General features: G+C 57.4%; 23 protein-coding genes and 2 tRNA genes. 11 read left to right on the forward strand and 14 right to left on the reverse strand.

Annotation, left to right across the window (positions count from 1 at the left end; genetic code table 11):
• The first annotated feature begins 29 nt into the window (after positions 1-29).
• The 4 genes from RAK07_RS13460 to RAK07_RS13475 all read left to right on the forward strand — a co-directional run bounded on the left by RAK07_RS13460 (position 30) and on the right by RAK07_RS13475 (position 2,881).
• Positions 30-1,211: a tetratricopeptide repeat protein gene (locus RAK07_RS13460; protein ID WP_305733349.1), complete on the forward strand. Its 1,182-nt coding sequence runs from the start codon at positions 30-32 to the stop codon at positions 1,209-1,211.
• Positions 1,212-1,253: 42 nt separating this feature from the next.
• Positions 1,254-1,625: a flagellar biosynthesis regulator FlaF gene (gene flaF / locus RAK07_RS13465; RefSeq protein WP_305733350.1), complete on the forward strand. Its 372-nt coding sequence runs from the start codon at positions 1,254-1,256 to the stop codon at positions 1,623-1,625.
• A 101-nt stretch (positions 1,626-1,726) separates the two neighbouring features.
• Positions 1,727-2,686 carry a thioredoxin-disulfide reductase gene (gene trxB / locus RAK07_RS13470; protein WP_305733351.1) on the forward strand — a complete coding sequence of 320 codons (960 nt, stop codon included), beginning with the start codon at positions 1,727-1,729 and terminating at the stop codon, positions 2,684-2,686.
• Between the two features lie 21 nt (positions 2,687-2,707).
• Positions 2,708-2,881, forward strand: coding sequence for a hypothetical protein (locus RAK07_RS13475; protein WP_305733352.1), 174 nt, complete (start codon positions 2,708-2,710; stop codon positions 2,879-2,881).
• 119 nt (positions 2,882-3,000) lie between these two features.
• Here RAK07_RS13475 and RAK07_RS13480 read toward each other — a convergent pair whose 3' ends face one another.
• The gene (locus RAK07_RS13480) at positions 3,001-4,524 is read right to left on the reverse strand and encodes a NapC/NirT family cytochrome c (protein WP_305733353.1); all 1,524 of its coding nucleotides are present in this window, start codon (positions 4,522-4,524) and stop codon (positions 3,001-3,003) included.
• Positions 4,525-4,928: 404 nt separating this feature from the next.
• On the reverse strand, positions 4,929-6,686 hold the full coding sequence (locus RAK07_RS13485) for a cytochrome c3 family protein (RefSeq protein ID WP_305733354.1): 1,758 nt from the start codon (positions 6,684-6,686) through the stop codon (positions 4,929-4,931).
• A 223-nt stretch (positions 6,687-6,909) separates the two neighbouring features.
• On the opposite strand from RAK07_RS13485, the gene RAK07_RS13490 reads away from it, so the two are divergent.
• Complete coding sequence (locus RAK07_RS13490; RefSeq protein WP_305733355.1) at positions 6,910-7,971, forward strand: pyridoxal-phosphate-dependent aminotransferase family protein; 1,062 nt, start codon at positions 6,910-6,912, stop codon at positions 7,969-7,971.
• A 33-nt stretch (positions 7,972-8,004) separates the two neighbouring features.
• Here the strand turns inward: RAK07_RS13490 and rd are convergent, their stop codons facing one another.
• Positions 8,005-8,163, reverse strand: coding sequence for a rubredoxin (rd, locus tag RAK07_RS13495; protein WP_305733356.1), 159 nt, complete (start codon positions 8,161-8,163; stop codon positions 8,005-8,007).
• A gap of 24 nt (positions 8,164-8,187) precedes the next feature.
• Entirely contained in the window at positions 8,188-8,379 is a 192-nt protein-coding gene (locus RAK07_RS13500; protein WP_305733357.1) for a ferredoxin, read from the reverse strand.
• A gap of 74 nt (positions 8,380-8,453) precedes the next feature.
• Between RAK07_RS13500 and RAK07_RS13505 the strand changes: the two genes are divergently transcribed.
• Positions 8,454-9,080, forward strand: a complete 627-nt coding sequence (locus RAK07_RS13505; RefSeq protein WP_305733358.1) for an MBL fold metallo-hydrolase — start codon at positions 8,454-8,456, stop codon at positions 9,078-9,080.
• A 4-nt stretch (positions 9,081-9,084) separates the two neighbouring features.
• A complete protein-coding gene (gene coaBC / locus RAK07_RS13510; protein ID WP_305733359.1) occupies positions 9,085-10,287 on the forward strand; it encodes a bifunctional phosphopantothenoylcysteine decarboxylase/phosphopantothenate--cysteine ligase CoaBC in 1,203 nt (400 codons plus the stop codon).
• An 8-nt stretch (positions 10,288-10,295) separates the two neighbouring features.
• On the opposite strand, the gene RAK07_RS13515 is transcribed toward coaBC, so the two are convergent.
• Positions 10,296-11,210, reverse strand: coding sequence for a zinc dependent phospholipase C family protein (locus RAK07_RS13515; RefSeq protein WP_305733360.1), 915 nt, complete (start codon positions 11,208-11,210; stop codon positions 10,296-10,298).
• A 47-nt stretch (positions 11,211-11,257) separates the two neighbouring features.
• Here RAK07_RS13515 and RAK07_RS13520 point away from each other — a divergent pair, with 47 nt between their 5' ends.
• A complete protein-coding gene (locus tag RAK07_RS13520) occupies positions 11,258-11,485 on the forward strand; it encodes a hypothetical protein (protein ID WP_305733361.1) in 228 nt (75 codons plus the stop codon).
• 55 nt (positions 11,486-11,540) lie between these two features.
• On the opposite strand, the gene RAK07_RS13525 is transcribed toward RAK07_RS13520, so the two are convergent.
• The 5 genes from RAK07_RS13525 to RAK07_RS13545 form a co-directional block, all read right to left on the reverse strand.
• Positions 11,541-11,618, reverse strand: a tRNA-Glu gene (locus RAK07_RS13525).
• 6 nt (positions 11,619-11,624) lie between these two features.
• Positions 11,625-11,700: transfer RNA gene (locus RAK07_RS13530), tRNA-Lys, on the reverse strand.
• 49 nt (positions 11,701-11,749) lie between these two features.
• Positions 11,750-13,042, reverse strand: coding sequence for an adenylosuccinate synthase (locus tag RAK07_RS13535; protein ID WP_305733362.1), 1,293 nt, complete (start codon positions 13,040-13,042; stop codon positions 11,750-11,752).
• Positions 13,043-13,062: 20 nt separating this feature from the next.
• Positions 13,063-14,355 carry an ATP phosphoribosyltransferase regulatory subunit gene (hisZ, locus tag RAK07_RS13540; protein WP_374215787.1) on the reverse strand — a complete coding sequence of 431 codons (1,293 nt, stop codon included), beginning with the start codon at positions 14,353-14,355 and terminating at the stop codon, positions 13,063-13,065.
• A gap of 3 nt (positions 14,356-14,358) precedes the next feature.
• Positions 14,359-15,750, reverse strand: coding sequence for a VCBS repeat-containing protein (locus RAK07_RS13545; protein WP_305733364.1), 1,392 nt, complete (start codon positions 15,748-15,750; stop codon positions 14,359-14,361).
• Between the two features lie 326 nt (positions 15,751-16,076).
• Here RAK07_RS13545 and RAK07_RS13550 point away from each other — a divergent pair, with 326 nt between their 5' ends.
• The gene (locus RAK07_RS13550; protein ID WP_305733365.1) at positions 16,077-16,658 is read left to right on the forward strand and encodes a gamma carbonic anhydrase family protein; all 582 of its coding nucleotides are present in this window, start codon (positions 16,077-16,079) and stop codon (positions 16,656-16,658) included.
• Here the strand turns inward: RAK07_RS13550 and RAK07_RS13555 are convergent.
• Genes RAK07_RS13555 through RAK07_RS13570 form a run of 4 tightly spaced genes read right to left on the reverse strand, consistent with a single transcriptional unit; the run spans position 16,655 to position 18,665 of the window.
• Positions 16,655-17,023, reverse strand: a complete 369-nt coding sequence (locus tag RAK07_RS13555; protein WP_305733366.1) for a hypothetical protein — start codon at positions 17,021-17,023, stop codon at positions 16,655-16,657. The genes RAK07_RS13550 and RAK07_RS13555 overlap by 4 nt on opposite strands.
• 29 nt (positions 17,024-17,052) lie before the next feature.
• Positions 17,053-17,646, reverse strand: coding sequence for a FlgO family outer membrane protein (locus RAK07_RS13560; protein ID WP_305733367.1), 594 nt, complete (start codon positions 17,644-17,646; stop codon positions 17,053-17,055).
• 45 nt (positions 17,647-17,691) lie between these two features.
• Positions 17,692-18,342, reverse strand: a complete 651-nt coding sequence (locus RAK07_RS13565; RefSeq protein ID WP_305733368.1) for a FlgO family outer membrane protein — start codon at positions 18,340-18,342, stop codon at positions 17,692-17,694.
• 41 nt (positions 18,343-18,383) lie between these two features.
• Positions 18,384-18,665, reverse strand: coding sequence for a hypothetical protein (locus RAK07_RS13570; RefSeq protein WP_305733369.1), 282 nt, complete (start codon positions 18,663-18,665; stop codon positions 18,384-18,386).
• Between the two features lie 238 nt (positions 18,666-18,903).
• Between RAK07_RS13570 and RAK07_RS13575 the strand changes: the two genes are divergently transcribed.
• Positions 18,904-19,689, forward strand: a complete 786-nt coding sequence (locus tag RAK07_RS13575; RefSeq protein WP_305733370.1) for a GPMC system MBL fold metallohydrolase — start codon at positions 18,904-18,906, stop codon at positions 19,687-19,689.
• Between the two features lie 24 nt (positions 19,690-19,713).
• The gene (locus tag RAK07_RS13580; protein ID WP_305733371.1) at positions 19,714-22,524 is read left to right on the forward strand and encodes a GPMC system transcriptional regulator; all 2,811 of its coding nucleotides are present in this window, start codon (positions 19,714-19,716) and stop codon (positions 22,522-22,524) included.
• The last annotated feature ends 57 nt before the right edge of the window (positions 22,525-22,581 follow it).

A 22,581-nucleotide genomic window follows, 5' to 3' on the forward strand; every position in this document is an offset into this window, starting at 1 on the left:
TCAGCCTGCTCAGCAAAGGATGGCTTGCCATGGAATCCCAAAGCCTTGTCGACAAAATGTTCTCCGCCCTTTCGTCCCAGCAGAACATCCGGGAAAGCGTCGCCACGTCGGCAGTCAGCAGCGGCCTCAGCCTGATGGAAAAAAAGAAATACAAGGAGGCTGCCGCCGCCTTCCGCCAGGCGACCGCCCTGAAGCCTGACTACGTCGATGCGTACAACATGATGGCGCAGGCCTACCAGAAACTCGGGCAGAACAAGGATGCAACCAGAGCGTACGTCATTTCGCTCAAGTTGGACAACACCCAGTCCGAAGTCCACGTTAATCTGGCCAACCTCTATATTGACCAGAAGCAGTATACCGAAGCGCAAGCCTCCCTGAAAGCGGCCACCCGGGCGGATCCGACCAATGCCCTGCCCCACTATACCCTTGGTCTGCTGCTCCAGCAATTGGAAAAGCCCGCGGAAGCAGAGGCCGAATTCCGTCAGGCCGTCCGCCTTGCTCCCACTGACGGCAACGCCTACTACGGGCTGGCTACCGCATTGAGCTCCCAGGAGCGTTACAGTGAAGCGGTACCGCTGCTCCAGAAGGCCATGCAGCTGAAGAAGAACTTTGCGCCTGCAATGGTGGAGTTGGGGAGGATTTACGCCAAACAGGGCGAGGAGGCAAAAGCCCAGGAGGTGATCACCAGTCTGAAGGCGCTTGACACCGACCAGGGAGATGTTTTTGCCGCCGACCTGGAGGAACTGCTGCGTAAACCGAGACTGCTGGCCGTTATCGGCGAACAAAGCACGCTCAAGTACAAGACCAGCACCATGCCGCTTCTGGCCATTGATCCTTCGGTGTACATCAAACCCGGTGCTTCAAAAGAGTTCAGTATGACCTTCCAGTTTTCCACCGATATGGACACCAAATCGGTCACCAACATAACCAACTGGAAAATCGGCCGGTCCAGCGGTGGAACCGGCGGCCTCTATGACAACGGCCTTTACCGTTCATCGGATCGGGCAGCCTTCATCATGCCCAGCAGGGTAACCTACAACCCGGTGGACAGACAGGCTACCGTTTACTTTCCAATCACCCAGAACGAGGACTTGTCCGGTACCATTGATTTTTCGCGCCTGACCTTCAAGTTCAAGGGCGTTGACCAGACCGGCAAATCCATGGATACAACTGCAGACGAATTCAACGGCTGGGCCAATAAGCCGTTTTAGCAGACTGCCCCCATAATCATGCCTGTTTTGACGAGGTGATTGATGTACCAGAATCCGCTTGATGTTTACAAATCCCATCAGACCCAGGAGCTGAGCGGCAGAGAGCTGGAAGCCTCGGTCCTTACCAAGGCCGGTCTGCTTCTGAAGGCGGTCCAAGACAATTGGCAGATGCCCGGCAGGAGTGAAAAACTGCTGGAAGCCATTCGCTATAATCAGAAAGTCTGGAGTTTCTTTCAGGCAGAACTGTCGGATCCTGCGAATCAACTGCCGGAAAAACTCCGGCAGGATATCCTGAATTTGAGCCTGTTCGTGGATAAGCGCCTTTTTGAAATCATGCATGATCCCAGCCCGGAAAAGCTCACTATCGTGATTGACATTAACTTCAATATCGCTGAGGGCTTACGCTCCCACTGACCCGCACGGCCTGTTACACGGCTGGAGAATTTTCGCCGATTATGCTAAGTGAGGTTCCTTGTGTACTGCAAGGAACCTTTTTGCATAAGGAGATATCCCCCATGTCCCAGACTACCCATCACCGCCTGATCGTTCTCGGCTCAGGCCCTGCCGGCTACACAGCAGCTGTCTATGCCGCCCGCGCCAACCTGAATCCTGTCGTGATTGCCGGCTTGCAGCCCGGTGGCCAACTAACCACGACCACCGAGGTGGACAACTGGCCCGGCGACCATGCGGGTGTTCAGGGTCCGGATTTGATGGAGCGAATGCGCCAGCATGCCGAACGCTTCAACACCCGGATCATCTACGACAGCATTGTGTCGGCAGATCTCAAGCAGCGTCCTTTTGTGCTGCGGGGTGACAGCACCACCTACACCTGTGATGCCCTGATCATTGCTACCGGGGCGTCGGCCCGTTACCTGGGCCTTCCTTCGGAAGAAGCGTTCAAGGGCAAGGGGGTTTCCGCCTGCGCGACCTGCGACGGTTTTTTCTACCGCAACAAACCGGTGGCTGTCATCGGCGGCGGCAACACCGCCGTGGAGGAGGCACTCTATCTCGCCAATATCGCCTCCCATGTAACCGTCGTACACCGTCGCGGCCAGTTCCGCTCGGAAAAGATCCTGGCCGACAAACTGCGGGCACGGGCCGCCGAAGGCAAAGTGACCATTGCATGGTTCCATGTGCTTGACGAGGTGCTGGGGGATGCCAGCGGTGTTACCGGCATGCGGATTCGAGACGTCCGCGATGACTCAACCAGGGAAGTCGCCCTGGACGGCATCTTTGTGGCCATCGGCCACTCTCCCAACACCACCATCTTTGAAGGCCAGCTTGAGATGAAGGACGGCTACCTGAAGACACGTGGCGGTTCGGAAGGTTTTGCCACCCAGACCAGTATTGAAGGTGTTTTTGCCGCAGGCGATGTACAGGATCATGTCTACCGGCAGGCGATCACTTCAGCGGGAACCGGCTGCATGGCCGCGCTTGATGCCGAGCGGTATCTTGACGGACTTTCCGGCGCCTGACGCTAGGGGGAGGAGGAATACATGCCGCTGGAATCGGACAACCTGGAACAGTTACTGGCCGACATCGGCAAAAACATCGCCGAAAATCGCCGTTTTCTCGACATGATCATGGATGACTCCCTTGACACAACGCCGGACACTCCCGACGGCGAGCATGATGACGGGGGAAACTCGGACGTTTTCGAAGAGCTGTAAGCTGCTACACCGCTAACGAAGCACTGTCCGTATATACTCACGAAGAAGCACAACGCAGAAAGCCCCTGGAAAATGCCAGGGGCTTTCTGCATTCAAACCCAGTGTATCCAGGGTACCGTCTAGTGTTGCTTTCCACCGCCGGCAACATCGTGACCACCGGCCGCATGGCAGTCGCTGCAGTTGACCGTATAAAGTTCATTGCCGATATCAACCGGATGCACAAACTCGCTGACTTTCTTACCGACCGGAATGTTTTCCTGCACCTGGTTCAGCACGTCGTGACACAACTTGCAATCCTTGGAAATGACCTTGCCTTCGGGCGACTTGTGCTTCCCGTCATGGCAGCGGAAACAACCCGGCGTGTAGAAATGGCCCAAGTGGTTCGGATAGGTGCTCCAGGACACTTTCATCTTCGGGAAATAGTTACGCTCGTAAATCGCTTTTATCTGCGTGATCGCCTGTTCAAGTGCCGCGGCCTTCTTGGTCGTCACATCCGGATAGTTTTTGGCGTAATACTCCCGGATGCCGCTTTCCAGTGCCTTTTTAGCCTCTTCTGCGGACTTGTAGGGTTTTTCCAGCAGGTCCACGGCTACTTTCTTGATATACGGCAGACTGCGGTCGATGGTGCCTGAAACAAAGTGGCGGTCCATTTCTTCGCCGGGCGAGTAGTAGATATGGGTCGGCTTATTGTGGCAGTCGGTGCAGTCCATCACCCGCTTCTTAGCCTTGGCGATCTCTTCCTTGGACAGCGGCTTGCTGGGGTCCATGTACTCGGTAATCTTGCCGTCATCGCCTTTGACCGCCACGTAGGGGATGCTCAGGCGCTGCTTGTCGTCGGCAATGAAGGTCACCTCACGACCGATATGCCAGTGAATGCCCATGGCATTGGGGGTTTTGGGCGTACCGCCGATCTTGATCAGCATGTCGATCTCGCGGGGAGTATTCTCCTCGTTGGGGGCATAGTGGTAGAAAATCTTCTGGCGTCCGGCATAGAACTTCTCGGGCCAGTGACAGTGCTCGCAGGTTCCCCGCGCAGGGCGCAGGTTTTCGATGGGGGTATGGATCGGTGTCGGCCAGGAGTGGGTCAACACGGCCCAGACCTGCCGCAGGCCGGAAATTTTTGCCTTGACGTACCATTCGGCGCCAGGACCGACGTGGCATTCAACACACTTTACCCGGGAGTGGGGAGAACTTTTCCAGGCGGTATGCTCGGGTTGCATGACCGTATGGCACAGTTCGCCGCAAAAGGTGGGAGATTCCGTAAACTCGAACCCTTTCAGCGAGGCAACGCCAACCACCAGGACAAAGACAACGGAACACAGGATAAAATAGATCGTCAGCTTGAGGGAATGAGGATCATTAAAATCGATGCGGGGCATCGGCGGCAATTCGACTTCCGGATGCGCGCGATACTTGTTTCTGGTGATCCAGGCACCGAAGGGGACCAGCAGCAAGCCCAGAATCAGCAGCCCCGGAAAGGCAAAGTAGACGAACATCCCCAAATAGGGATTTTCCAGGCCTGTAAAAGTTTCCAGTGCCACGAAAACAACGATGATGACCGTTGCCACCAGGGCCATCAGGAACCCGGCCAAGCTGTACAGGTTCATCAGGTACTGGTAAATTCTCGGTTTTTTCTGATCCATGTTCCCCTCCTCTATGTCAGCGATTGAGTAAAGAATCGGCAAAGTAGTGTATCTAAACCGCCGTCAAGGCATTGTCAAACAAAAAATGTTTCGAATGCACTGTTTGCGCTGGAAAACGGGCCGCTGACCAGCTCCACTGAAAAGCCGTATCCAGGCGAACCGCAGACCACAAGGAAACCAACCAGCGCTTTGCCCGTACAGGTCTCACGACCACCGCCGGCACATGGATTCCATGCCAAACGGCAAGCGGCCGCACCCGGTACCGGGTGCGGCCGCTTGGAGCTTCGACGGACAGGGTGTCGCCTTAGTGGCCGCTACCCCCTATGAAGGCCATGATCATCAGCACCAGCAGGCCAATGCCGATAAAGACCGCAACAAAACCAAAGCCTTTGAAAAGGAAGTCATTAGATCGCGCTGCTGGGTTTAGTGCAGGCGTATTGTTCCGTGGTCCCTTCCGCTTCATAGCGCTTCCACTGGTCGCCCCGCTCCTCGATCATTTCTTCCTTGGAAATCTGGCCATTGAACACCACGAAATCCATCGGGAACTTTTCCGGGCGGCCATGGGTGTTGAAGAAATGCACCGTGAAAATGAAGCCGGTCGCCAGCAGGGCCTCGTCGGAGTGGATGATGGTTGCCACGTTGAAGGCCCAGCCGGGGAGGAACATGCCGAAGAACTCAGGGAACCAGAGCATCAGACCGGAACCGCCGATGGCGAACATACCCCAGAAGACCGCGAGGAAGTCAAACTTTTCCCAGTAGGTCCAGCGATCAAAGGTTGGCTTCGGTCCCCTGAAGAAAAACCACTTGACCATGGCGGTCACATCGCGGACATCCCGCAGGTTGGGACAGAGCGAGTCGGGCCCGAAGAGCCGCTGGATAAAATTGCCCTTGATATCCTTACGGATGAAGAGGAAGTGGAAGCTCATCACCAAGGCGGCGCCAAAGTACACAAAGGTAATCACGGCGCAGATGCGGTGAATCAGGCCGGCATTGGCGGTGCCGCCCAGAATTTTCATCATGGCAATGGCCCAGGCCTGATCGCTGAACTTCAGCGGAATGCCGGTAATGGACAGACCGAGGAAGCTGGTAATGACCAGGATATGCAGGAAGATATGGATCGGCCGGAAGCGACGATAGGGCTTATGGGCATCGCTGATGACATGGTGGTGCTCGCCGGCGACCAGCTTGGCTTGCCGCTCCCGATTTTCAATAAAGCCGCGGAACATCCAGAGCAGTGAATGAATCCAGAACACAATAAAGGTACCGAGCAGCAGGCCGGTCATACCGATGAAGGTATAGTAGAGGATCGGATATTTTTCCCGGTTACTGTGCTCTCCGTGGGAGTAAAATTTGGTGAAGAGCGGCGTTGCCTTGGCGTGGCAGTTGGCACAGGTCTGCACCAGGTTGTTGGGGTGCACGCTCGACTGCGGATCGGTATGGGGCAGCACGGCGTGGGCGGTATGACAGTCCGAGCAGCCGGCGACTTTTTCCGGAAAACCGAGCCGGTAGTTCTTGCCGTGATAACTATCGAGATAGGTTTTGGTGGCAACATTGAACACCTTGTTGCGGGCCATCATCTTCTCGTCGCTGTGGCACTTCATGCAGACCTTGGTATGGAATTCCCGCTCGGCATGGGAGCCCTTGGGGCCGAGGGCGGAGATGGCGTGGAGATTGTGACAGTCATTACAAGCGGCTGAATCCGGGTTACCCTTGGCAACGCCTTTGCCGTGTACCGACAGCTGGAACTCTTTCCCCTTGTCGTGGCATTGGCTGCATTTTTCCACCACCTTGCGTTTGTCATTTTTCCAGTAGGTGTGGGTATGGATATCGGTATGGCAGTTGGCGCAGGTCACATCCTTGGCGGCATGGACGCTGGCAAAATGCTCGGAGTTCACCTTCTTGTGACAGCGTTCGCAGGAGACCTTTTGCGTCTTGACCGTCTTGGTCATATGCTTGACCAGGTCGGTAATGTCCGTATGGCAGCTGGTACAGGCATTCTTGCCATGCACCGAATCGGCAAAGGCTTTTACGGAGATTTTGGTGCTGTGGCAGCCGAGACAGGTGGCCGGGTCTATGGCCATTCCCTGCTCGGCGTAGACCGTTACAGACTGAACCAGCATCAGCAACAGGAAGGGAAGCACACAGCCGACGACTCTCCTCATGGGGCAACCTCCGCATAAAATAAGTTGGTACCACTAAAAACTCTGTATACGCTAACACACAATTTGCAACGTGCAACCGTACAATACACTTTTTTTCATACGACTAAAATTCATTACCCGGAAGCTCACAGCCGGGGGCGCTTGACTTCACCCCCCCCATTTGCTAGCCTGAACTACCTTTATTTTCTTACGTATCAGTGTAAATATGGCACCAGGAGCACTCATGACACAGAAACTGTTCATCCCGGGTCCCATCAACATTGCGCCGGAAATATTTACCGCAATGTCGCAGCCAATGATCGGTCATCGGATGAAGGAATACGCCGAACTGCACGGCCGCGTCACCACCGGTCTTAAGCGCCTGCTCAGCACGGAAGATCGGGTGTTTTTGGCCACCTCCAGCGCTTTCGGGGTCATGGAGGGCGCGGTGCGCAACTTGGTCAAAGGGCGGTGTGCCAACTTCTGCAACGGCGCCTTTTCCGACAAATGGCATGATGTTACCCGCCGCTGCGGCAAGGATGCCGATGCCATCAGCGTTCCCTGGGGACAGCCGATAACCCCCGAACTGGTGGAGCGAACGCTTGCAACCGGCAAGTACGACAGCATGACCATGATCCACAACGAGACATCTACCGGCGTCATGTCCCCGTTGGCCGAGATTGCCGATATCATGCGCAGGTATCCCGACGTCGTCTTCATTGTCGACACGGTATCCTCGGTCAGTGCCCTACCGATACCGGTACAGGCACTGGGGATCGACTGCTGTATTTTCGGCGTCCAGAAGGCGTTGGCTTTGCCTCCCGGGCTGGCGGTCTTCACCGCCACCGAGAAGGCGCTGAAGCGGGCCGCTTCCGTTGAAAACCGGGGCTATTATTTTGATTTCATGGAGTTTTCCAGCAACGACGACAAGAACAATACGCCGTCAACCCCCTGTATTTCATTAATCTATGGATTGGATTGCCAGTTGCAGCGTATTTTCAGCGAAGGACTTGAGGCGCGCTGGGACCGCCACCGACTGATGGCGGAACAGACGCGCAGCTTTGTCCGCGAGCGAGGATTCCAACTTTTTGCTCCGGAAGGATATCGCTCGCTGACTCTGACCTGCGTGGAGAACAGCCGCGGCATCGACCTGGCGGGCTTGAAAAAGCGGCTCGGCGAGCGTGGATATGCCTTCGACGACGGCTACGGCAAGATCAAAGGACAGACCTTCAGAATTGCCCACATGGGAGACCTGCAGCCTGCTGAGCTGGAAGAATTCCTGGCGGTTGTTGATGAGGAACTGTAGGGGCGGCCGTTCGGCCGCCCCGGCGGGGACATCCTACGCTTCCTCGAAAGCGTCCTTGCCGGCACCGCACAACGGGCAACACCAGTCGGCGGGAATATCTTCAAAGGCGGTACCCGGCGCAATGCCGTGGTCCGGATCGCCGGCAGCGGGATCGTACTCGTACTGACAGATGGTGCAGACATACTTTTGCATGAAATTCTCTCCTTGGATAAAGTTTCAGGAAGCCCAGCTGATCGCCTGAACCGGACAACCGTCAATGGCTGACTGGATTTCCGCTTCAGTGGCCCCCTCAGGGTCGTAACATTCAGACTTGCCAGCACTGTTGAAGTGAAATACACCGGGACAGACACTGACGCACAGTCCGCAACTGATGCAGACATCCGGATCGACAAACGGTTTTTTTACCATGGCGGGACACCTCCTCGTGAGCAAACCATATCATCAAACGCCGGTATCGGCAAGCGACTGCAAAGGAGTTCGCGATGATCTTTGACGTTGTCGTGGTTGGGCCCCTCGGGGTCAACTGCATTATTCTGGGGTGCGAACAAACCGGCGAGGGGCTGGTTGTCGACCCGGGCGGTGACGTGGACAAAATTGTCGCCAGGCTCGCCGAGCACAAGCTCACGCCTGTCGGCATCATCAATACGCACGGCCACTTCGACCATACCGGCGGAAACGGTCGCTTGATGAACGCTACGGGAGCACCTCTCTGGATACATCGCGCCGATTCGCCCATGCTGTCCAGAGTTGCCCAGGTTTCGGCGATGTATGGTATACCGGGCGAAAATTCACCGGACGCGGACCACTTCCTTGAGGACGGCTCGGAGTTAGCATTTGGTCTTCATCGACTCCGTGTTATCCATACGCCGGGTCACACGCCGGGAGGCTGTTGTCTGTACGTGGAGTCTGCGCAGACCCTGATCAGTGGAGACACCCTTTTTGCCGATGGTGTCGGCCGCACCGACCTGCCTGGCGGCTCCCACGAACAACTGGTGACTTCGATCAGGACACGTCTGTTTACTCTGCCGGACCAGGTTAGAGTCTGGCCGGGTCACGGTCCCTCCACCACCATTGGCCATGAAAAGCACCATAACCCCTATCTGGACTGAGCCCATGAATCTCGACGGAAAAACTATCGTTCTGGGGGTAAGCGGGGGGATTGCCGTCTATAAAGCGGTGGAGCTGCTCCGCCTTTTCACCAAGGGCGGCGCGACGGTCCACGTCGTTATGACCCGCTCTGCCATGGAGTTCGTAACTCCCCTGACGTTTCAGACCCTTTCTGGCACCCCGGTGCATACCGAGCTTTTTGCGTTGTATCGCGAACAGGAGATCGGCCACATCTCTTTGGCGGACCGTGCCGACCTGCTGGTAATCGCGCCGGCAACGGCAAACATCATCGGCAAGATTGCCTCCGGGATTGCCGACGACCTCCTTACCACCACGGTCATGGCAACCAAGGCGCCGGTCCTGCTTGCTCCGGCGATGAATGTCAATATGTACAGCAATCCGATCTATCAGCAGAACGAGGCGCGACTCCGCGAGCTTGGCTACCGGTTTGTCGATGCGGAAACAGGCGATCTTGCCTGCGGCTGGTCGGGAAGTGGGCGCCTTGCCTCCCCGGCAACGATTGCCGAAGAAGCCTGCCGCCTTGTGACCCCGCCTGATCTTTCGGCTGAAACGATCCTGATTACTGCAGGTCCCACCCGCGAGGAGCTTGATCCGGTCCGCTATCTTACCAACCACTCTTCGGGCAGGATGGGCTATGAACTGGCTCGCGCCGCAAGGAATCGCGGGGCGCGGGTAGTTTTGGTCAGCGGTCCGACCGATCTTCCCCCACCGGCTGGTGTTTCGCTTTTTCGGGTAACCACCGCCCAGCAAATGCGTGATACGGTTCTCGAACAGGTAGCTTCATGCAGCATCGTCATCAAAGCAGCCGCAGTTGCCGATTACCGGCCCATGCTTCGCAGTGGCGAAAAACTGAAAAAACACGAACACCGACTGACGATTGAGCTGGAAAAAAATCCCGATATTCTGGCTGAACTGGGTGCACTGCAGAATCGTCCGTTTCTGGTTGGGTTCGCAGCGGAAACGACTGATCTGCGAACGCACGCCCTTGCGAAGCTGCAGGCAAAAAATCTGGATATGATTGTTGCCAACGATGTCAGCCAGGTAGGAGCAGGGTTCAATGTAGCCACCAACATCGTTCGACTGATCAGACGTGACGGGCATGAGGAGCAGCTGGAGCTCATGTCCAAGGAACTGCTTGCACATATTATCTTGGATCGAATTCAGGAGAGCAGACAGCGCGCTGTTTGAGGTGCGGGCTAACTGTTGCAACGGTGCTGCAGCTCCCTCAACAGCTCCGGCTGATGCAGCGCCTGACGGAAGAGAGGACGCAAGGACTCAACCCGCTCGACTCCTTCCTCCCTGGACATCATTCCCATATGATAGCGTGCCCGCAGGGTACGGCGAATATCTTGCGATATGCTCAGGGCGTCCTCCCCGGTAGGATCAAGCAGGCGACAGGCCGCGTCAGGCCCGTGTGTCAGCAGATCCATGACCGCTCCCATGGTCACTTCAAAATATTCATTCCGTTCGGAAGTGACAAGACGATGACGCGAGCGGCCGGAAAGCCCGCGGATCAGTTTCTGCCAGCGCTTCAGTCGCGACAGCAGTAAAAGTGAGTTGAATATCCGGCGGCTGGTGCCAAAGGAAAAAATAGTCGGGGTGACTACCCGACGCAGTAACTCATCGTCCAGAGTACGGCCATTTTTGCAGATGCCCCGCGCCCGTTTCCAGACTGCCGGATCAACCAGTGCTTCGAAACGCAGCTCCCAGTATGTATGGCGTAGCGCAACGGATGCGAACGACTGCACCGTTTTGAACGGCACGTAATAATTGTGCGCAACGACATCTGCCGCAAGGTGGCAGAGATAGCCGTATGCGCACGCCCGCTGCTGATCAGTTTCAGCCACCTGCAGCACCCGCTCGCCGACACCCCAGCGGTGGCAATTCAACAGATAGTGTGTAAACTTTTTGCCTACCGTGATATCCGCCGCCAGACATCCGTACAAAAAGTCATTAGGATGGCGCATAAGCAGCATAACCAAGGCAGGGGGCAGTTCTGCCGAACGGCTCAGCACTTCAAGGCCAAGCGCCAAATGCGTCCCCCCTCCCCAGGCCAGCACCTGGGCGGGAAACGCAAGCACGACGAGTACACAGCACATGAGAATCAACATGGTCTCAGAATACTGCAGAAGCCCTCAAATGCAAAGGTAAGGTTGCTATGGACTATCGTACTGTTGCCAAAGCCCTGCTGCACGAGCATCCCCAAATCGTAGCTGTGGCCCTGAGCCGCTTGCCGTCTGAGCAGGCCGGAGAAATCCTCAAACTGCTTCCCTCGTTTGTCCAAGCCGACCTGCTGCAGCGCATCAGCCAGACCGAGGAGCTTCCACAGGAGATCGTTGAGGAAATTGATGCCATGCTGGCCGGTATCATACGGAACCATGGCTGAGTAGCGGCAAAAAAAATCCGGCACTCTTAGTAAAGAGTGCCGGATTAGTTTTAATTGGCGTCCCCTAGGGGATTTGAACCCCTGTCGCCGCCGTGAAAGGGCGGTGTCCTGGGCCGGGCTAGACGAAGGGGACGCATGGTGGTGAGCCGCGTTGGGATCGAACCAACGACCACCTGATTAAAAGTCAGGTGCTCTACCATCTGAGCTAGCGGCTCGCAAGGACAATCTATATACTATACTGCCTCAGATGGTGTCAACCTGTTTTTATGCCTCAAACGGATTTTTTAAAATAATGGTCTGATCCCGTCGCGGGCCAACGGAGACCATAACAATCGGACACCCCGCCAACTCCTCCAGCCTGCGCACGTAACGCCGGGCGTTCTCCGGCAAATCTCCGAACGCACGCACCCCGGTAATATCCGCCTGCCAGCCGGGCAACTCTTCGTACACCGGCTCACAGGCCGCAAAGGTTTCAAGTTTTGCCGGCAGGGTCTCAAGCATTTGCCCATCGAAACGATAGCCGGTACACACCTTGATTGTCTCGAAGCCGGATAGCACATCCAGCTTGGTCAGGGCAATACCGGTCAGGCCATTGATCCTCACGGCATAGCGGATAACCATAGCATCAAACCAGCCACAGCGACGGGGACGACCGGTTGTGGCCCCGAACTCGCCACCGACTTGACGCAACTTCTCACCGGTTTCATCAAGAAGCTCCGTTGGGAACGGCCCACTCCCCACCCGCGTCACATATGCCTTCGAAATGCCGATTACCTCATGGATCGCGCGCGGACTGACGCCACTTCCGGTTGCCGCACCACCTGCACAGGTGGAGGAAGAGGTGACAAAGGGATAGGTACCGTGGTCCACATCGAGCAGTGTGCCCTGGGCACCCTCGAACAACAGACGCTTACCGGCCTTGAGAGAGCGGTCGAGCACCAGCGCCGTATCGGCAACGTATTTCTTCAGCGTCTCGGCGTAGTCCTGATACTGCCGATAGATTTCATTGTATCCCAGTGCCGGTTCTCCCAACCGCTCCAGCAGCACATTTTTCTCATCCAGATTCTCCCGCAGACGACGGGCAAAGACGACCGGATCGAGCAGGTCCATCAGGCGGACACCGCGACGCCCGATTTTGTCTTCGTAGCTGGGACCGATACCACGGCCGGTGGTACCGATCTTTTTGTCGCCACTCTGGGCTTCACGGGCGATATCGAGACGCTTATGGTACGGCATAATAATATGCAGCGACTCCGAAAGAAGCAGAGACGCGTCATCCTGCAGACGTCCCGCACTTTTCAGGCGATTAACCTCCATGATGAAGACTTCCGGATCAAGCACCACACCATTGCCGATAATGCAGCGCTTACCCGCATGGAGAACGCCGGAGGGTATCAAGTGCAGAACAACTTTCTCCTCGCCGACCACCAGCGTATGCCCGGCGTTGTTCCCACCCTGGTACCGGACAATTTCGTCGGCATATTCAGTATAAATGTCAACGACCTTGCCCTTGCCTTCATCGCCCCACTGGGCACCGACCACCACCACGTTTGCCATGCTGTTCGCTCCTGTATCGTTCAGTGCCGCGCCGGAAACAGCGCCCACAGCTCCTGTTGCGTCATCTGCCGTTCCTGTCTGCTTACCGTTCCTATCACGGTCAGTGCCTTCTCCTGCACACCACCGTCGCCTGCAACAACCACCATCCATTCGATACCGTTTTGCTGCGCATACTCAAGGGATGCCGGCTGATCTCGCCGGATAATGTCCCGAGCCACGGAATAACCGCGCTGCCGCAAGTGGCGCGCGATGTCGAGAGCGTGGCGCCTCTCCTCGCACCTGTTGAACAGGAGAATGTCCCGACGGGGCTCCGTCAAGCCCTTCTGACGCTCAAGGGCCTGAAGCACATTTTGCAGATTGAACGTAAAACCGGTGGCCGGAGCCGGCGTCCCAAACCGGGCCATCAGATCATCGTAGCGACCGCCACTGAAGAGGCTCTCGCCACTGCCCGGTACAAATCCCTCAAAGGTCAGGCCCGTATGGTAGTCAAGCCCCCGGATTTCCCCGAGATCAACGGTGAGATATCCTGTGACGTCATGCAGGTCAAGAATATCCAGCACTTCGCGGATGTTTGCCAGTGCCTGCCGGGATGTCGGATTGCTGACCGCAGCCTCCGCCGTCGCGACGACCTCTATCCCGCCAAAAAGACGCGGCAACAAGGCTATTTCTCGCTGGGATGCCGGGGGAACCGGATACCGGTGCAGGATGTCGGCAACATGCGCTGTATCCTTGCGCGAAATAGCTTCGCGCAACTCTGCCCGCGGTCCCTCGGCAAGGCCGGATGCCTCAAAAACACCGCGACAAAATGCGGTCTGGCCAAGGGCAATTTTAAATTCACGCAGCCCAGCAGCCTGCATCACCTCGACTGTCATGGCGATCATCTCGGCATCGGCTTCGGGGGACTCCAGGCCGATCAACTCGACACCGGCCTGCAGGATCTCCCTGCTGCGGCCGGTCTGCAATTCGGTGTGGCGCAGGACCCGGCCGGAATAGCAGAGGCGATGGGGTAGTGGCCACCCCTTCAGCCGGGTTGCAACGATACGGGCGACCTGAGGAGTAATGTCGGGCGGAATCGCAAGCAGCCGGCCCGACTGCCAGTCGTCGAAACGAAAGCTGCGCCCGCGCAACCCCTCCCCCATCCCTTGGACTAGCACATCCTCAAACTCCAGGGATGGCGGCACAATCCTTTGGAACCCCCAGGATTCGGCAATCCGCAGCAAATGCCGCTCAAGTGCCGAAAGAGCCGCCGCCCGTGCCGGCAGACAATCACTGACGCCGCGGGGAAGTCCGTTATCCGACTGATACGCTTTCAGAACTTACTCAACCTTCTTGATCTGCAGGGATGAAGCCCCCTTCGTGCGCAGCAATACATCTTCTCGCTGGTTCAGTTGCAGCAACAGCAGTTCATTGCGGGATTCGTCAAAATAAAAGTCCGGCATATAGTTTTGGGTATCCTTCGTACGCCAGGCTTCTTCCAGGGCTGCCCCATTCCAGTACAGGCTGTAGACGGCACCCTTCTTGTACATCCGGGCATTGCCAATCACGAAGAATCCTTCATTTTTACCCACCAGCAGTTCGTTCTTGGTGGTTACCTGCATGCGCTGATTCAGGAAGAACCAACGGTACTTGTCACCACTAATCCTCGCATTGTCCAGATCCTCGACCTGATAGTACAACTCCGAACCGCCGAACCGGTCGTTGCTGCGCCACAGCTCCTTCTGGGTCTTGTCATACACGATCAGATAATTTTCTTCATGGTAGACAACCGTCAGCAATTCCCCGTTGGCACGGAACTGGTTAAAACTGAAAATATTGCCATAGCGCGGCATCGGCACCCTGGCTTTTCGAATGATCTTCTTCCCTTTCCGCGTCACTTCAAACACATCGCCGTAGAACTGGTCGCGGCCACGCCCCTGCTCCTGGGCGTACAACTTGAACGGTCCGCCCGCCAAGGCGATGGCGCGGAAAAAGTAGGGGATATCTTCTGCCACCTTGACCAGCTTGTTGTTCTTGAGTTCCCACACCTGGGACGCCACTTCACCCTGATTCATCACCGTGACGTACAGCTCCGGCGTACCATTGCCGTCACCGTCGACGTAGTCCAGTCCGATGATTTTCTGAGCAACACCGACCGTAAAGCCGGCTATGGCATGCGTTTCACCCTCCCGATGCAGCTGGACCGTGCGACTGGTGGCAAGGAACAGCAAACGCTTGCCGTCAGCTCCAGCACCTCCCGGCGTCATCAAGTTGAACACCCCGTCAAGGCGCCTGATTTCACCGGCATTGGGAGTACCACGCCGAAATTCCTCGGAGCGGATGATGTCGGCCTGGGGCATTCTCTGGACGGGAGCGGCGTCCGCACGCACAATATCCGAAGGCACGACCGCCTTTGCAGCCACCGGCGGTTGCACAGCTCCAGCACCACGGGAAACACGGGGAATGCGGCCGGCATCCGCCTGCTTCACCAGGTCGGCGGACAACTTTTCCGCCAAAGCCCCGGCAGCACCGAACAGCACCTCCTGCCCACCTTCTCCCTGAACAAAGGTACGGGAAATGGTTTGCCCGTCCGTTCCCTTAGCTACGGCGTCAAGACTATAATTCTTGCCAATGACCAGATAGGTTCCGTTGACCGTCACCTCAGCCTCAGCGGCGGAAGCGACGGCCAGAATACGGGGACCGCCGATACGGGAGGCCAGCAGCGCCTGCACCGCTGATCTGGCATCCTCCTTGGCTTGGCCGCCCACCACGGTAAATTCACCGACAAACACACGCAGCGGTTCGGCGCCGAACGCCTGCAGGGCACTGGCCGCCACGAAAAAAACCATTACTATACCTAAAGCAATCCGTTTCATACCACCTCCACGCCGACACGGCAATCCGGCTTACTATGCCATACCGAATGCTCACTGTCAAAACAAAGGGGTACGGATTTTCTGCCCGGCGACAGATGCCGCAAGGAAAGAATGGACGCCGGCCGGCCGGCCTCGCTATACTGCCCCACCTATTGAATTCGCACAATGGAGGAGATCAACGCATGATTCGAGCATTCAAGACGATGCAGCCCCAAATTGCCCCATCCGCATTTATCGCGGAAACAGCGGTGGTGCTGGGCGACGTGACCATCGGACCGGACGCAAGTCTTTGGTACAACGTTGTTGCCCGGGGCGACGTGAATTCGATTTCCATTGGTGCGCGCAGCAACATTCAGGACCTGACCATGCTGCACGTCACCCACAAAAAAAATGCTGACGACCCGGGAGCCCCTCTGGTGATCGGCGACGACGTCACGGTCGGCCACAGCGTCACCCTGCACGGTTGCACGCTGCACGATGGCTGTTTTATCGGCATGCAGGCCATGGTCATGGACAAGGCGGTGGTCGGTGAGGGGGCACTGGTCGGTGCTCGCGCGCTGGTGACGGAAGGGACCATCATCCCTCCCCGCACCTTATGGGTTGGCGCACCGGCACGCTACAAGCGGGATTTGACCGACGAGGAAGTTGCTTGGCTGAAAAAATCTGCGGATAATTATGTTCGCTACTCGCGGGAGTTTCTGGCCGACGGCCTGGGAGCGGCACTGAAGACGGACTCGCCTCTCTCTGCCTCTACTGCCCCCTAACGGGAAAATCGTATGGCAACGCCGACTGCCCGGTATTCCGTGGCAGGGAATGCGGGAAGCCCGACGATACTTACTTCCCGACTCGATATTTCAGGCAGGATCAGCGCATCCGCATCGAGTTTTCCCGCCTCCTCGCGCAGGGCCTGCAACGCCCACTCCTGAAGGTTGGGGGGGACGGCATAATCGGTGATATTGACGGTACGCTTTACTGTGATCCGCCCCAGGCTCACGTAGGGGCGGTTCACCTCTTCCATGGCAAGAACCGGTGGCAGGGGACCGGCACTGCCACCCAGCGGCAATGCCGAGCAGCCCCCGGATACGATCAGCACCAATACCAGAAGACTATGACAGAGGAAATGTTTCATGACAGCTCCACCGACTGTGGCCGGTCTTGTCAACGCACACCATAGGTTATCAGCCTGCCGCCGCAGGCATAATCCAGTTCACGGGTCACCATTTTGACAACATGGCCGGAGGCGGTGTCGATCCTCCTGACAAAGAGAAGCACCTTGCCGTTATTGAGATGGCTATAGGTACCGACAATCGCCTCCGGCTGCATATAGTCATCCTTGCCGATTTCCTTGACCCGCCGGGTCAGCGAGATCAGACCACTGTCACTCAGCTTGAAGTGCTTGCCGAACTCTGCCTGCACAATGCCGTAGCAGCAGGCCTGATTCAGACTGCCCCGCATCAGCTCTCCCATCAGCAGGCCGGACTGTTCCGGCACCAGCGTCCTGAGATCAACGAAATCCGTCACCAGCACTGTTTGACGTCCTGTAGCGTCATGTCGACACGCCTGCTCCTTGCCGCTCCCCCCACCGGGCTGATCCATGCACAACTCCCGGGCCATATCCAGAAACAGAGGCTTCAGATCGGTCGCATCGAGCAACTGGGGCAGCGGCTTTCCGGAACAGGGCCCCTGCAGCCCGGCAATACAACCGGTAAGCAGACTACAGCAGAGCAAAACTGCAATAACGCGAGACGTCAAATCAGGCCTCCTGGTTACGCGGCGTCATCGGCACACGCCGAGAGTTTACGAAGCATCGCCAACTATTTTCATCGAACGCTGGCCGCCGTTCACCGCCTTTTCCCCTTCTTTTCGGGGCAGGTTCTGCTCACCCAGCAGCGCTGCCGGCAGCAGGGCTTGGGCTGAGGAGATCACGGCACCCCTGGCGAGATCTACAAGGCGTGCATTGACAACGATACCGCCGCCGATCAACGTATAGGTACCGGCAACGATACCGCTGACCTTGGGCTGCTCCCGCAGCAGAGCCGTATCACGACTGAGCGTGAACTCGCCTTGCTCGCTGATGGCAATATCACGATTGAGACGCAACTCATGAACCCGCCACTTGCGCACCTGCAGCTCATGCATGATATTTTCGGCAATGAGCCTGCCCAGGGGAGTAGTTTCGGCAAGCCGGTCCAGATTGACAAAACTGGTGACGACAATACCGTCGGCAAGGTCTTTCCGGTCCAAGTTCCGTTCCAACTGGTCAGCCATGAAAATAATCCGCGCATTCAGGGCACCGAGCTGACTGCCGGAGGCGGGCAGGACGAGTTGTTCATGCACAATATGGCGCTGATTCGGCTGAATCGTCGCAACATTCGCCGTACACCCCGCCAGCAGCGCCAGCCCCATCACGGCGGCAAGCCGGACCATGGACGTCGTTTCTCTTCTCATGACACCTCCGCTGCTCCCGGCGTTTGCATCGTCAGCCCCCATTACCGCCGGATCTTGACTGCTCCGGCAGCCGGCAAGGCCACCTGGTAGCCTTCGTCACCGGTTTCAACAATCTGCTCCAGACTTCGATAGGAGACCGGGAAGCCGGCCTGTACCTGCACGTTCCTGCTCCCCTTGCTGCATACGACGGTCCCCTCCTCTTCCACCTGTTGTACGCAGCGTGTGTCCCAGAGTACTTCGTACGAACGGCGGAAGCAGAACTGATCGTCATCGCACGGGGTAATGATCCGGCGCTGCACGTGACTATCCATTACCACGGGCATAGGCACTGCCGCACATCCGGCTAGCATACCGGCCAGAATGAGCAGTACATGTAGTCGCATGACACCGGCATTTCCCATGGTTTCCTCCGCTCCGATACGCCCTGAACGCATAACCGCACTATTTGTTATATTATCGGCCAACAAACCACAAGCATTTAGTTCTCGGGGCCGACGGCCTGCACCAATGGGGGAAAACCGCCTTGCCGGGCAAAAAAAGCTCTGCTATGGTGCCTATGCCATGGAAATCACAATTCTGGGAAGCGGAACCTCGACCGGGATACCGATGGTCGGCTGTACCTGCCCGGTCTGCCGCTCCTCGGATCCCCGCGACCGACGCAGCCGGGCATCGTTGTTGATTGCCCACAACGGGCACAAGATTCTCGTGGATACGTCCACCGATCTGCGCACACAGATGTTGCGCCAGCAGGTCGACCGGATAGACGGGGTTCTGTTTACCCACGCCCATGCCGATCATATTAACGGCATCGATGACTTGCGGGGCTTTCACTTCCTGCACCGGCGCCTCGTTCCCTGTTTTGGCACCGAAGCAACTCTGGCGCGCCTGCAGGCCGGTTTCAGGTATGTCTTCGTTCGGGATGAAGGCGCAACGCACCCTCCCCTGCTGGAGCCGGTCGAGATCGATGGTCCGTTCGAGCTGTTCGGCCTCCGGATTATCCCCGTTCCCCTTGAGCACGGCACCGGCAGCTCCTGCGGCTACCGGATCGGCACCTTTGCCTATCTGACCGACTGCAGCGCCATACCGCCAGCTTCGGAACACCTTCTGCATGGTGTCCATACCGTCGTCATCGATGGCCTGCGCTGGAGCCCCCATCCCTTTCACTTCAACATCGACGCTGCCATTGCCGCAGCCCGCACTATTGGCGCCATTCGGATCATACTGACCCACCTGACCCATGAAGTATCCCATGCCGACGGCGCCCGACTGCCGGCAGGGGTGGAGTTCGCGTGGGACGGTATGCACTTCGGCGTGGACCCGGAACAGGCACCGCTCTCCCGGGACTGACATACGAGGACAGGACGAGGATGTATGGCACACGATGACTTTCTGCACGGCTTGCGGATCAAGATTGCCGGCTACGGCAAGGAAAACCAGACTGAACTGCTGTACGTTCTGGCCGAAGGGGTCAGCTACCTCTCAGGCTTAGGTCGGGTCAGAATCTACGTGGAAGATCTGATTACCGGCGCCTTGGCCTGTGCCCATGCCGTTGGCCCCGCTGCTTCCGAAATCAAAGAGATCGCCTTTCCGATGATTTCGCAGGACAGTTTGGTCTCCCGCGTATTTGCCGGCCAGTATCCGGCTGAGTTTCGTCGGGCAACAGCCGATGACGACACCTTGGACAGCCAGGTAGCCCGGCGTTTCGACATCGCCGGCAGCAGTTGCCTGCCCCTGGTGAGTCGCGGCAAATCCATCGGCGTTCTCTGTCTCGATCGGGAGGTCGGCGACCAGGAGCCGAGCGGCCAGACCAAGAGCAGGCTGGCTGACTTTATGGCTGTCGTCGCCGACCGGCTGGACGAAGCCCGCAGCTATCACCAGCAGGTGCAGCTGGCCCGTCGCCTTGAGGAGTCTAAAAAGCGGGAAGCTGCCGGCCAGATGGTCCGCTCGGCGGTACGACTGGTGGACAAGGTGGTACTGGCATCGGTGCTGACGCCGGCGGTGGAGCCGGACGGCAGTGTTTCCCTCGAGATCCTGGCCAGCCATGCCGAAGACCCCCACCTGCACGAGCAGTATGAGCGCTTGGGAGCCATCTGGCTGGCACCCGGCAGCTCCCTGATCTCCCGCTATGTGGATGAACAGGCAGTTATCAGTGATGAACGCCTGCTGAAACCGCTGTTCATTGACGACCTTTCCCGTCACGACCTCCAGAAGCGCGCCCTGACTGAGGAGATGGCGCTGCGCAGCCTCTATGTCGTTCCGCGTTTTGATCCCCGCACCCATCGGGTCATCTGTCTGGTCAACTACTTCTGCCAGGGCGAGTACCGTTTCACCGAGTTCGAGATGGGGCTGCTCCAGAGCCATGCCCGTATGGTGGAAAGCGTTGTGGGCGGCATCGGCGGGGAACACCTTGAAATCAGAGTGCTCTCCGAGATCACGGATCTGCTGAACGAAAGCGGCGAGGCGCTCCAGCCGTTTCTGACCAAGGTGCTGGCCAAGGCGACGGAGTTGATTGGTGCCGACACCGGCAGCATTGCACTGGTGGAGGAACGGGAAGGCAGACAGTGGCTGGTGGTGGAAGACGAACAGGGAATGATTGTCGGCGCTAAAAACAAAGAATGGCTGAAACGCTATATCCCTCCCTTTCCGGTGGGCGGCCACGACCTGTCCCCTGAAGAACGCAGCCTGACCGGCTACGTCGCCTGGAGCCGTCAGCCGAAAATCATCGCCAGTGTTGAGGAGGAACGGAGCGCGGAAGGATTCCATCGCTCCATGAGTGAACTGCTGAAAAGTGAAATTGCCGTGCCGGTGATCTGCGATGGCGCCGTAATCGCCGTCATATGCCTGAACTCGTTGCGCTTCGGCTATTTCACCGAGGAACACGGCCGCATTCTTCAGATTATCGGCTCACTGACCGCCCGGCATCTTTCCGACCTGCAGCGGATCGAACGGCTGCAGGGACAGGTACAACGACTGACCACCGATGTCGGCTACAAGGACCCGCAGATATCCTCCTACCGGCTGGGTAACATCATCGGCCTTGCCCCCACCTCCCAGGCCATTGTCGAGTTCATCAGCACGGTATCTCCCCCCCTGTGCAACCGGATTCTGCTTTGGAGCAGAAACGTCATTCAGGAAGCCACCATCGGCCTCCCCTCCATCCTGGTCACCGGTCCCACCGGTTCCGGCAAGGAATTTTTCTTCAACAACCTCTACAACACCCTCAATTCCCTGTACCGCAGCCAGACCGCCGACACGAACCCCGGCGAGCTGCCGGTCAAGAAGACCAACATCGCCGCCTACAGCGGCGAGTTGACCTACTCCGAGCTTTTTGGACACAAAAAAGGCGCCTTTACCGGCGCTTACAGTGATCGGCGGGGTATCCTGGAAGAGTGCATGGGCGGGGTGGTTTTTCTGGATGAGATCGGTGATGCCGATCCCAAGACCCAGGTCCAGCTACTCCGTTTTCTGGACAACGGCGGTTTCGTACGGCTGGGCGAGAACACGGAGCGTTTCAGCCGGGTACTGTTGGTGGCTGCCACCAACAAGGACCTGCCCCAGGAAATCGCCGCCGGTCGGTTCCGGGAGGACCTGTACCACCGCCTGGCCGAACTTTCCATCCGCCTTCCCTCGCTGAACGAACGACGGGAGGACATTCCCGACCTGGCGGTCCACTTTCTGGGCAAACTGTACCGCACCTACCGCGGCACCGATGACCCCGAATCACCGCCCCATCTGTCCGACGAGGCGAAAGCATTGTTGGTGGGGCACCAGTATGAGGGTAACATTCGGGAACTGCGCTCCATTCTGCTCCGGGCGCTTTTCTTCCGGCGCGGAAGCACACTGTCCGCGCAGGCCGTACGCCAAGCCATTGCCGGTATTGGCCCAAGCAGCGTCAAGGGCACCGGCGCACGGGAGCTGACGGGCAAACTGGCCGCGGATATTCTTGAGCGGATTCTGCAGGGGGGAAACTTCTGGCAGGATATTTACGAACCGTTTTCCCGTAACGATATTTCCCGGGATGTGGTCAGGATGGTGCTGGAAAAGGCCCGTTCTGCGGCAGGCCGCACCCTTCCCGGAGTTGCCCGTTACCTGCGGGCAATCCCGGAGGAAAGCAGCGCTGACGAACAGCGAAAAATGCTGTATAAATTCAAAAACTTTCTCTACAAGACCGTCCGCATCTGAACCTGCAAGCGGGGCAGGTTGTACCTGCCCCGCTTGCACGAAAAAAGTAACCGGAAA

The organism is Trichlorobacter ammonificans (genome assembly GCF_933509905.1).
Classification (GTDB): Bacteria; Desulfobacterota; Desulfuromonadia; order Geobacterales; family Pseudopelobacteraceae; genus Trichlorobacter; species Trichlorobacter ammonificans.

What these genes read in the sequence shown, in the direction of transcription:
- RAK07_RS13460 (WP_305733349.1), top strand. Translation starts at nt 30, where the DNA reads ATGGAATCCCAAAGCCTTGTCGACAAAATGTTCTCCGCCCTTTCGTCC.
- flaF (WP_305733350.1), top strand. Translation starts at nt 1,254, where the DNA reads ATGTACCAGAATCCGCTTGATGTTTACAAATCCCATCAGACCCAGGAG.
- trxB (WP_305733351.1), top strand. Translation starts at nt 1,727, where the DNA reads ATGTCCCAGACTACCCATCACCGCCTGATCGTTCTCGGCTCAGGCCCT.
- RAK07_RS13475 (WP_305733352.1), top strand. Translation starts at nt 2,708, where the DNA reads ATGCCGCTGGAATCGGACAACCTGGAACAGTTACTGGCCGACATCGGC.
- RAK07_RS13480 (WP_305733353.1), bottom strand. Translation starts at nt 4,524, where the DNA reads ATGGATCAGAAAAAACCGAGAATTTACCAGTACCTGATGAACCTGTAC.
- RAK07_RS13485 (WP_305733354.1), bottom strand. Translation starts at nt 6,686, where the DNA reads ATGAGGAGAGTCGTCGGCTGTGTGCTTCCCTTCCTGTTGCTGATGCTG.
- RAK07_RS13490 (WP_305733355.1), top strand. Translation starts at nt 6,910, where the DNA reads ATGACACAGAAACTGTTCATCCCGGGTCCCATCAACATTGCGCCGGAA.
- rd (WP_305733356.1), bottom strand. Translation starts at nt 8,163, where the DNA reads ATGCAAAAGTATGTCTGCACCATCTGTCAGTACGAGTACGATCCCGCT.
- RAK07_RS13500 (WP_305733357.1), bottom strand. Translation starts at nt 8,379, where the DNA reads ATGGTAAAAAAACCGTTTGTCGATCCGGATGTCTGCATCAGTTGCGGA.
- RAK07_RS13505 (WP_305733358.1), top strand. Translation starts at nt 8,454, where the DNA reads ATGATCTTTGACGTTGTCGTGGTTGGGCCCCTCGGGGTCAACTGCATT.
- coaBC (WP_305733359.1), top strand. Translation starts at nt 9,085, where the DNA reads ATGAATCTCGACGGAAAAACTATCGTTCTGGGGGTAAGCGGGGGGATT.
- RAK07_RS13515 (WP_305733360.1), bottom strand. Translation starts at nt 11,210, where the DNA reads ATGTTGATTCTCATGTGCTGTGTACTCGTCGTGCTTGCGTTTCCCGCC.
- RAK07_RS13520 (WP_305733361.1), top strand. Translation starts at nt 11,258, where the DNA reads ATGGACTATCGTACTGTTGCCAAAGCCCTGCTGCACGAGCATCCCCAA.
- RAK07_RS13535 (WP_305733362.1), bottom strand. Translation starts at nt 13,042, where the DNA reads ATGGCAAACGTGGTGGTGGTCGGTGCCCAGTGGGGCGATGAAGGCAAG.
- RAK07_RS13550 (WP_305733365.1), top strand. Translation starts at nt 16,077, where the DNA reads ATGATTCGAGCATTCAAGACGATGCAGCCCCAAATTGCCCCATCCGCA.
- RAK07_RS13555 (WP_305733366.1), bottom strand. Translation starts at nt 17,023, where the DNA reads ATGAAACATTTCCTCTGTCATAGTCTTCTGGTATTGGTGCTGATCGTA.
- RAK07_RS13565 (WP_305733368.1), bottom strand. Translation starts at nt 18,342, where the DNA reads ATGAGAAGAGAAACGACGTCCATGGTCCGGCTTGCCGCCGTGATGGGG.
- RAK07_RS13570 (WP_305733369.1), bottom strand. Translation starts at nt 18,665, where the DNA reads ATGCCCGTGGTAATGGATAGTCACGTGCAGCGCCGGATCATTACCCCG.
- RAK07_RS13575 (WP_305733370.1), top strand. Translation starts at nt 18,904, where the DNA reads ATGGAAATCACAATTCTGGGAAGCGGAACCTCGACCGGGATACCGATG.
- RAK07_RS13580 (WP_305733371.1), top strand. Translation starts at nt 19,714, where the DNA reads ATGGCACACGATGACTTTCTGCACGGCTTGCGGATCAAGATTGCCGGC.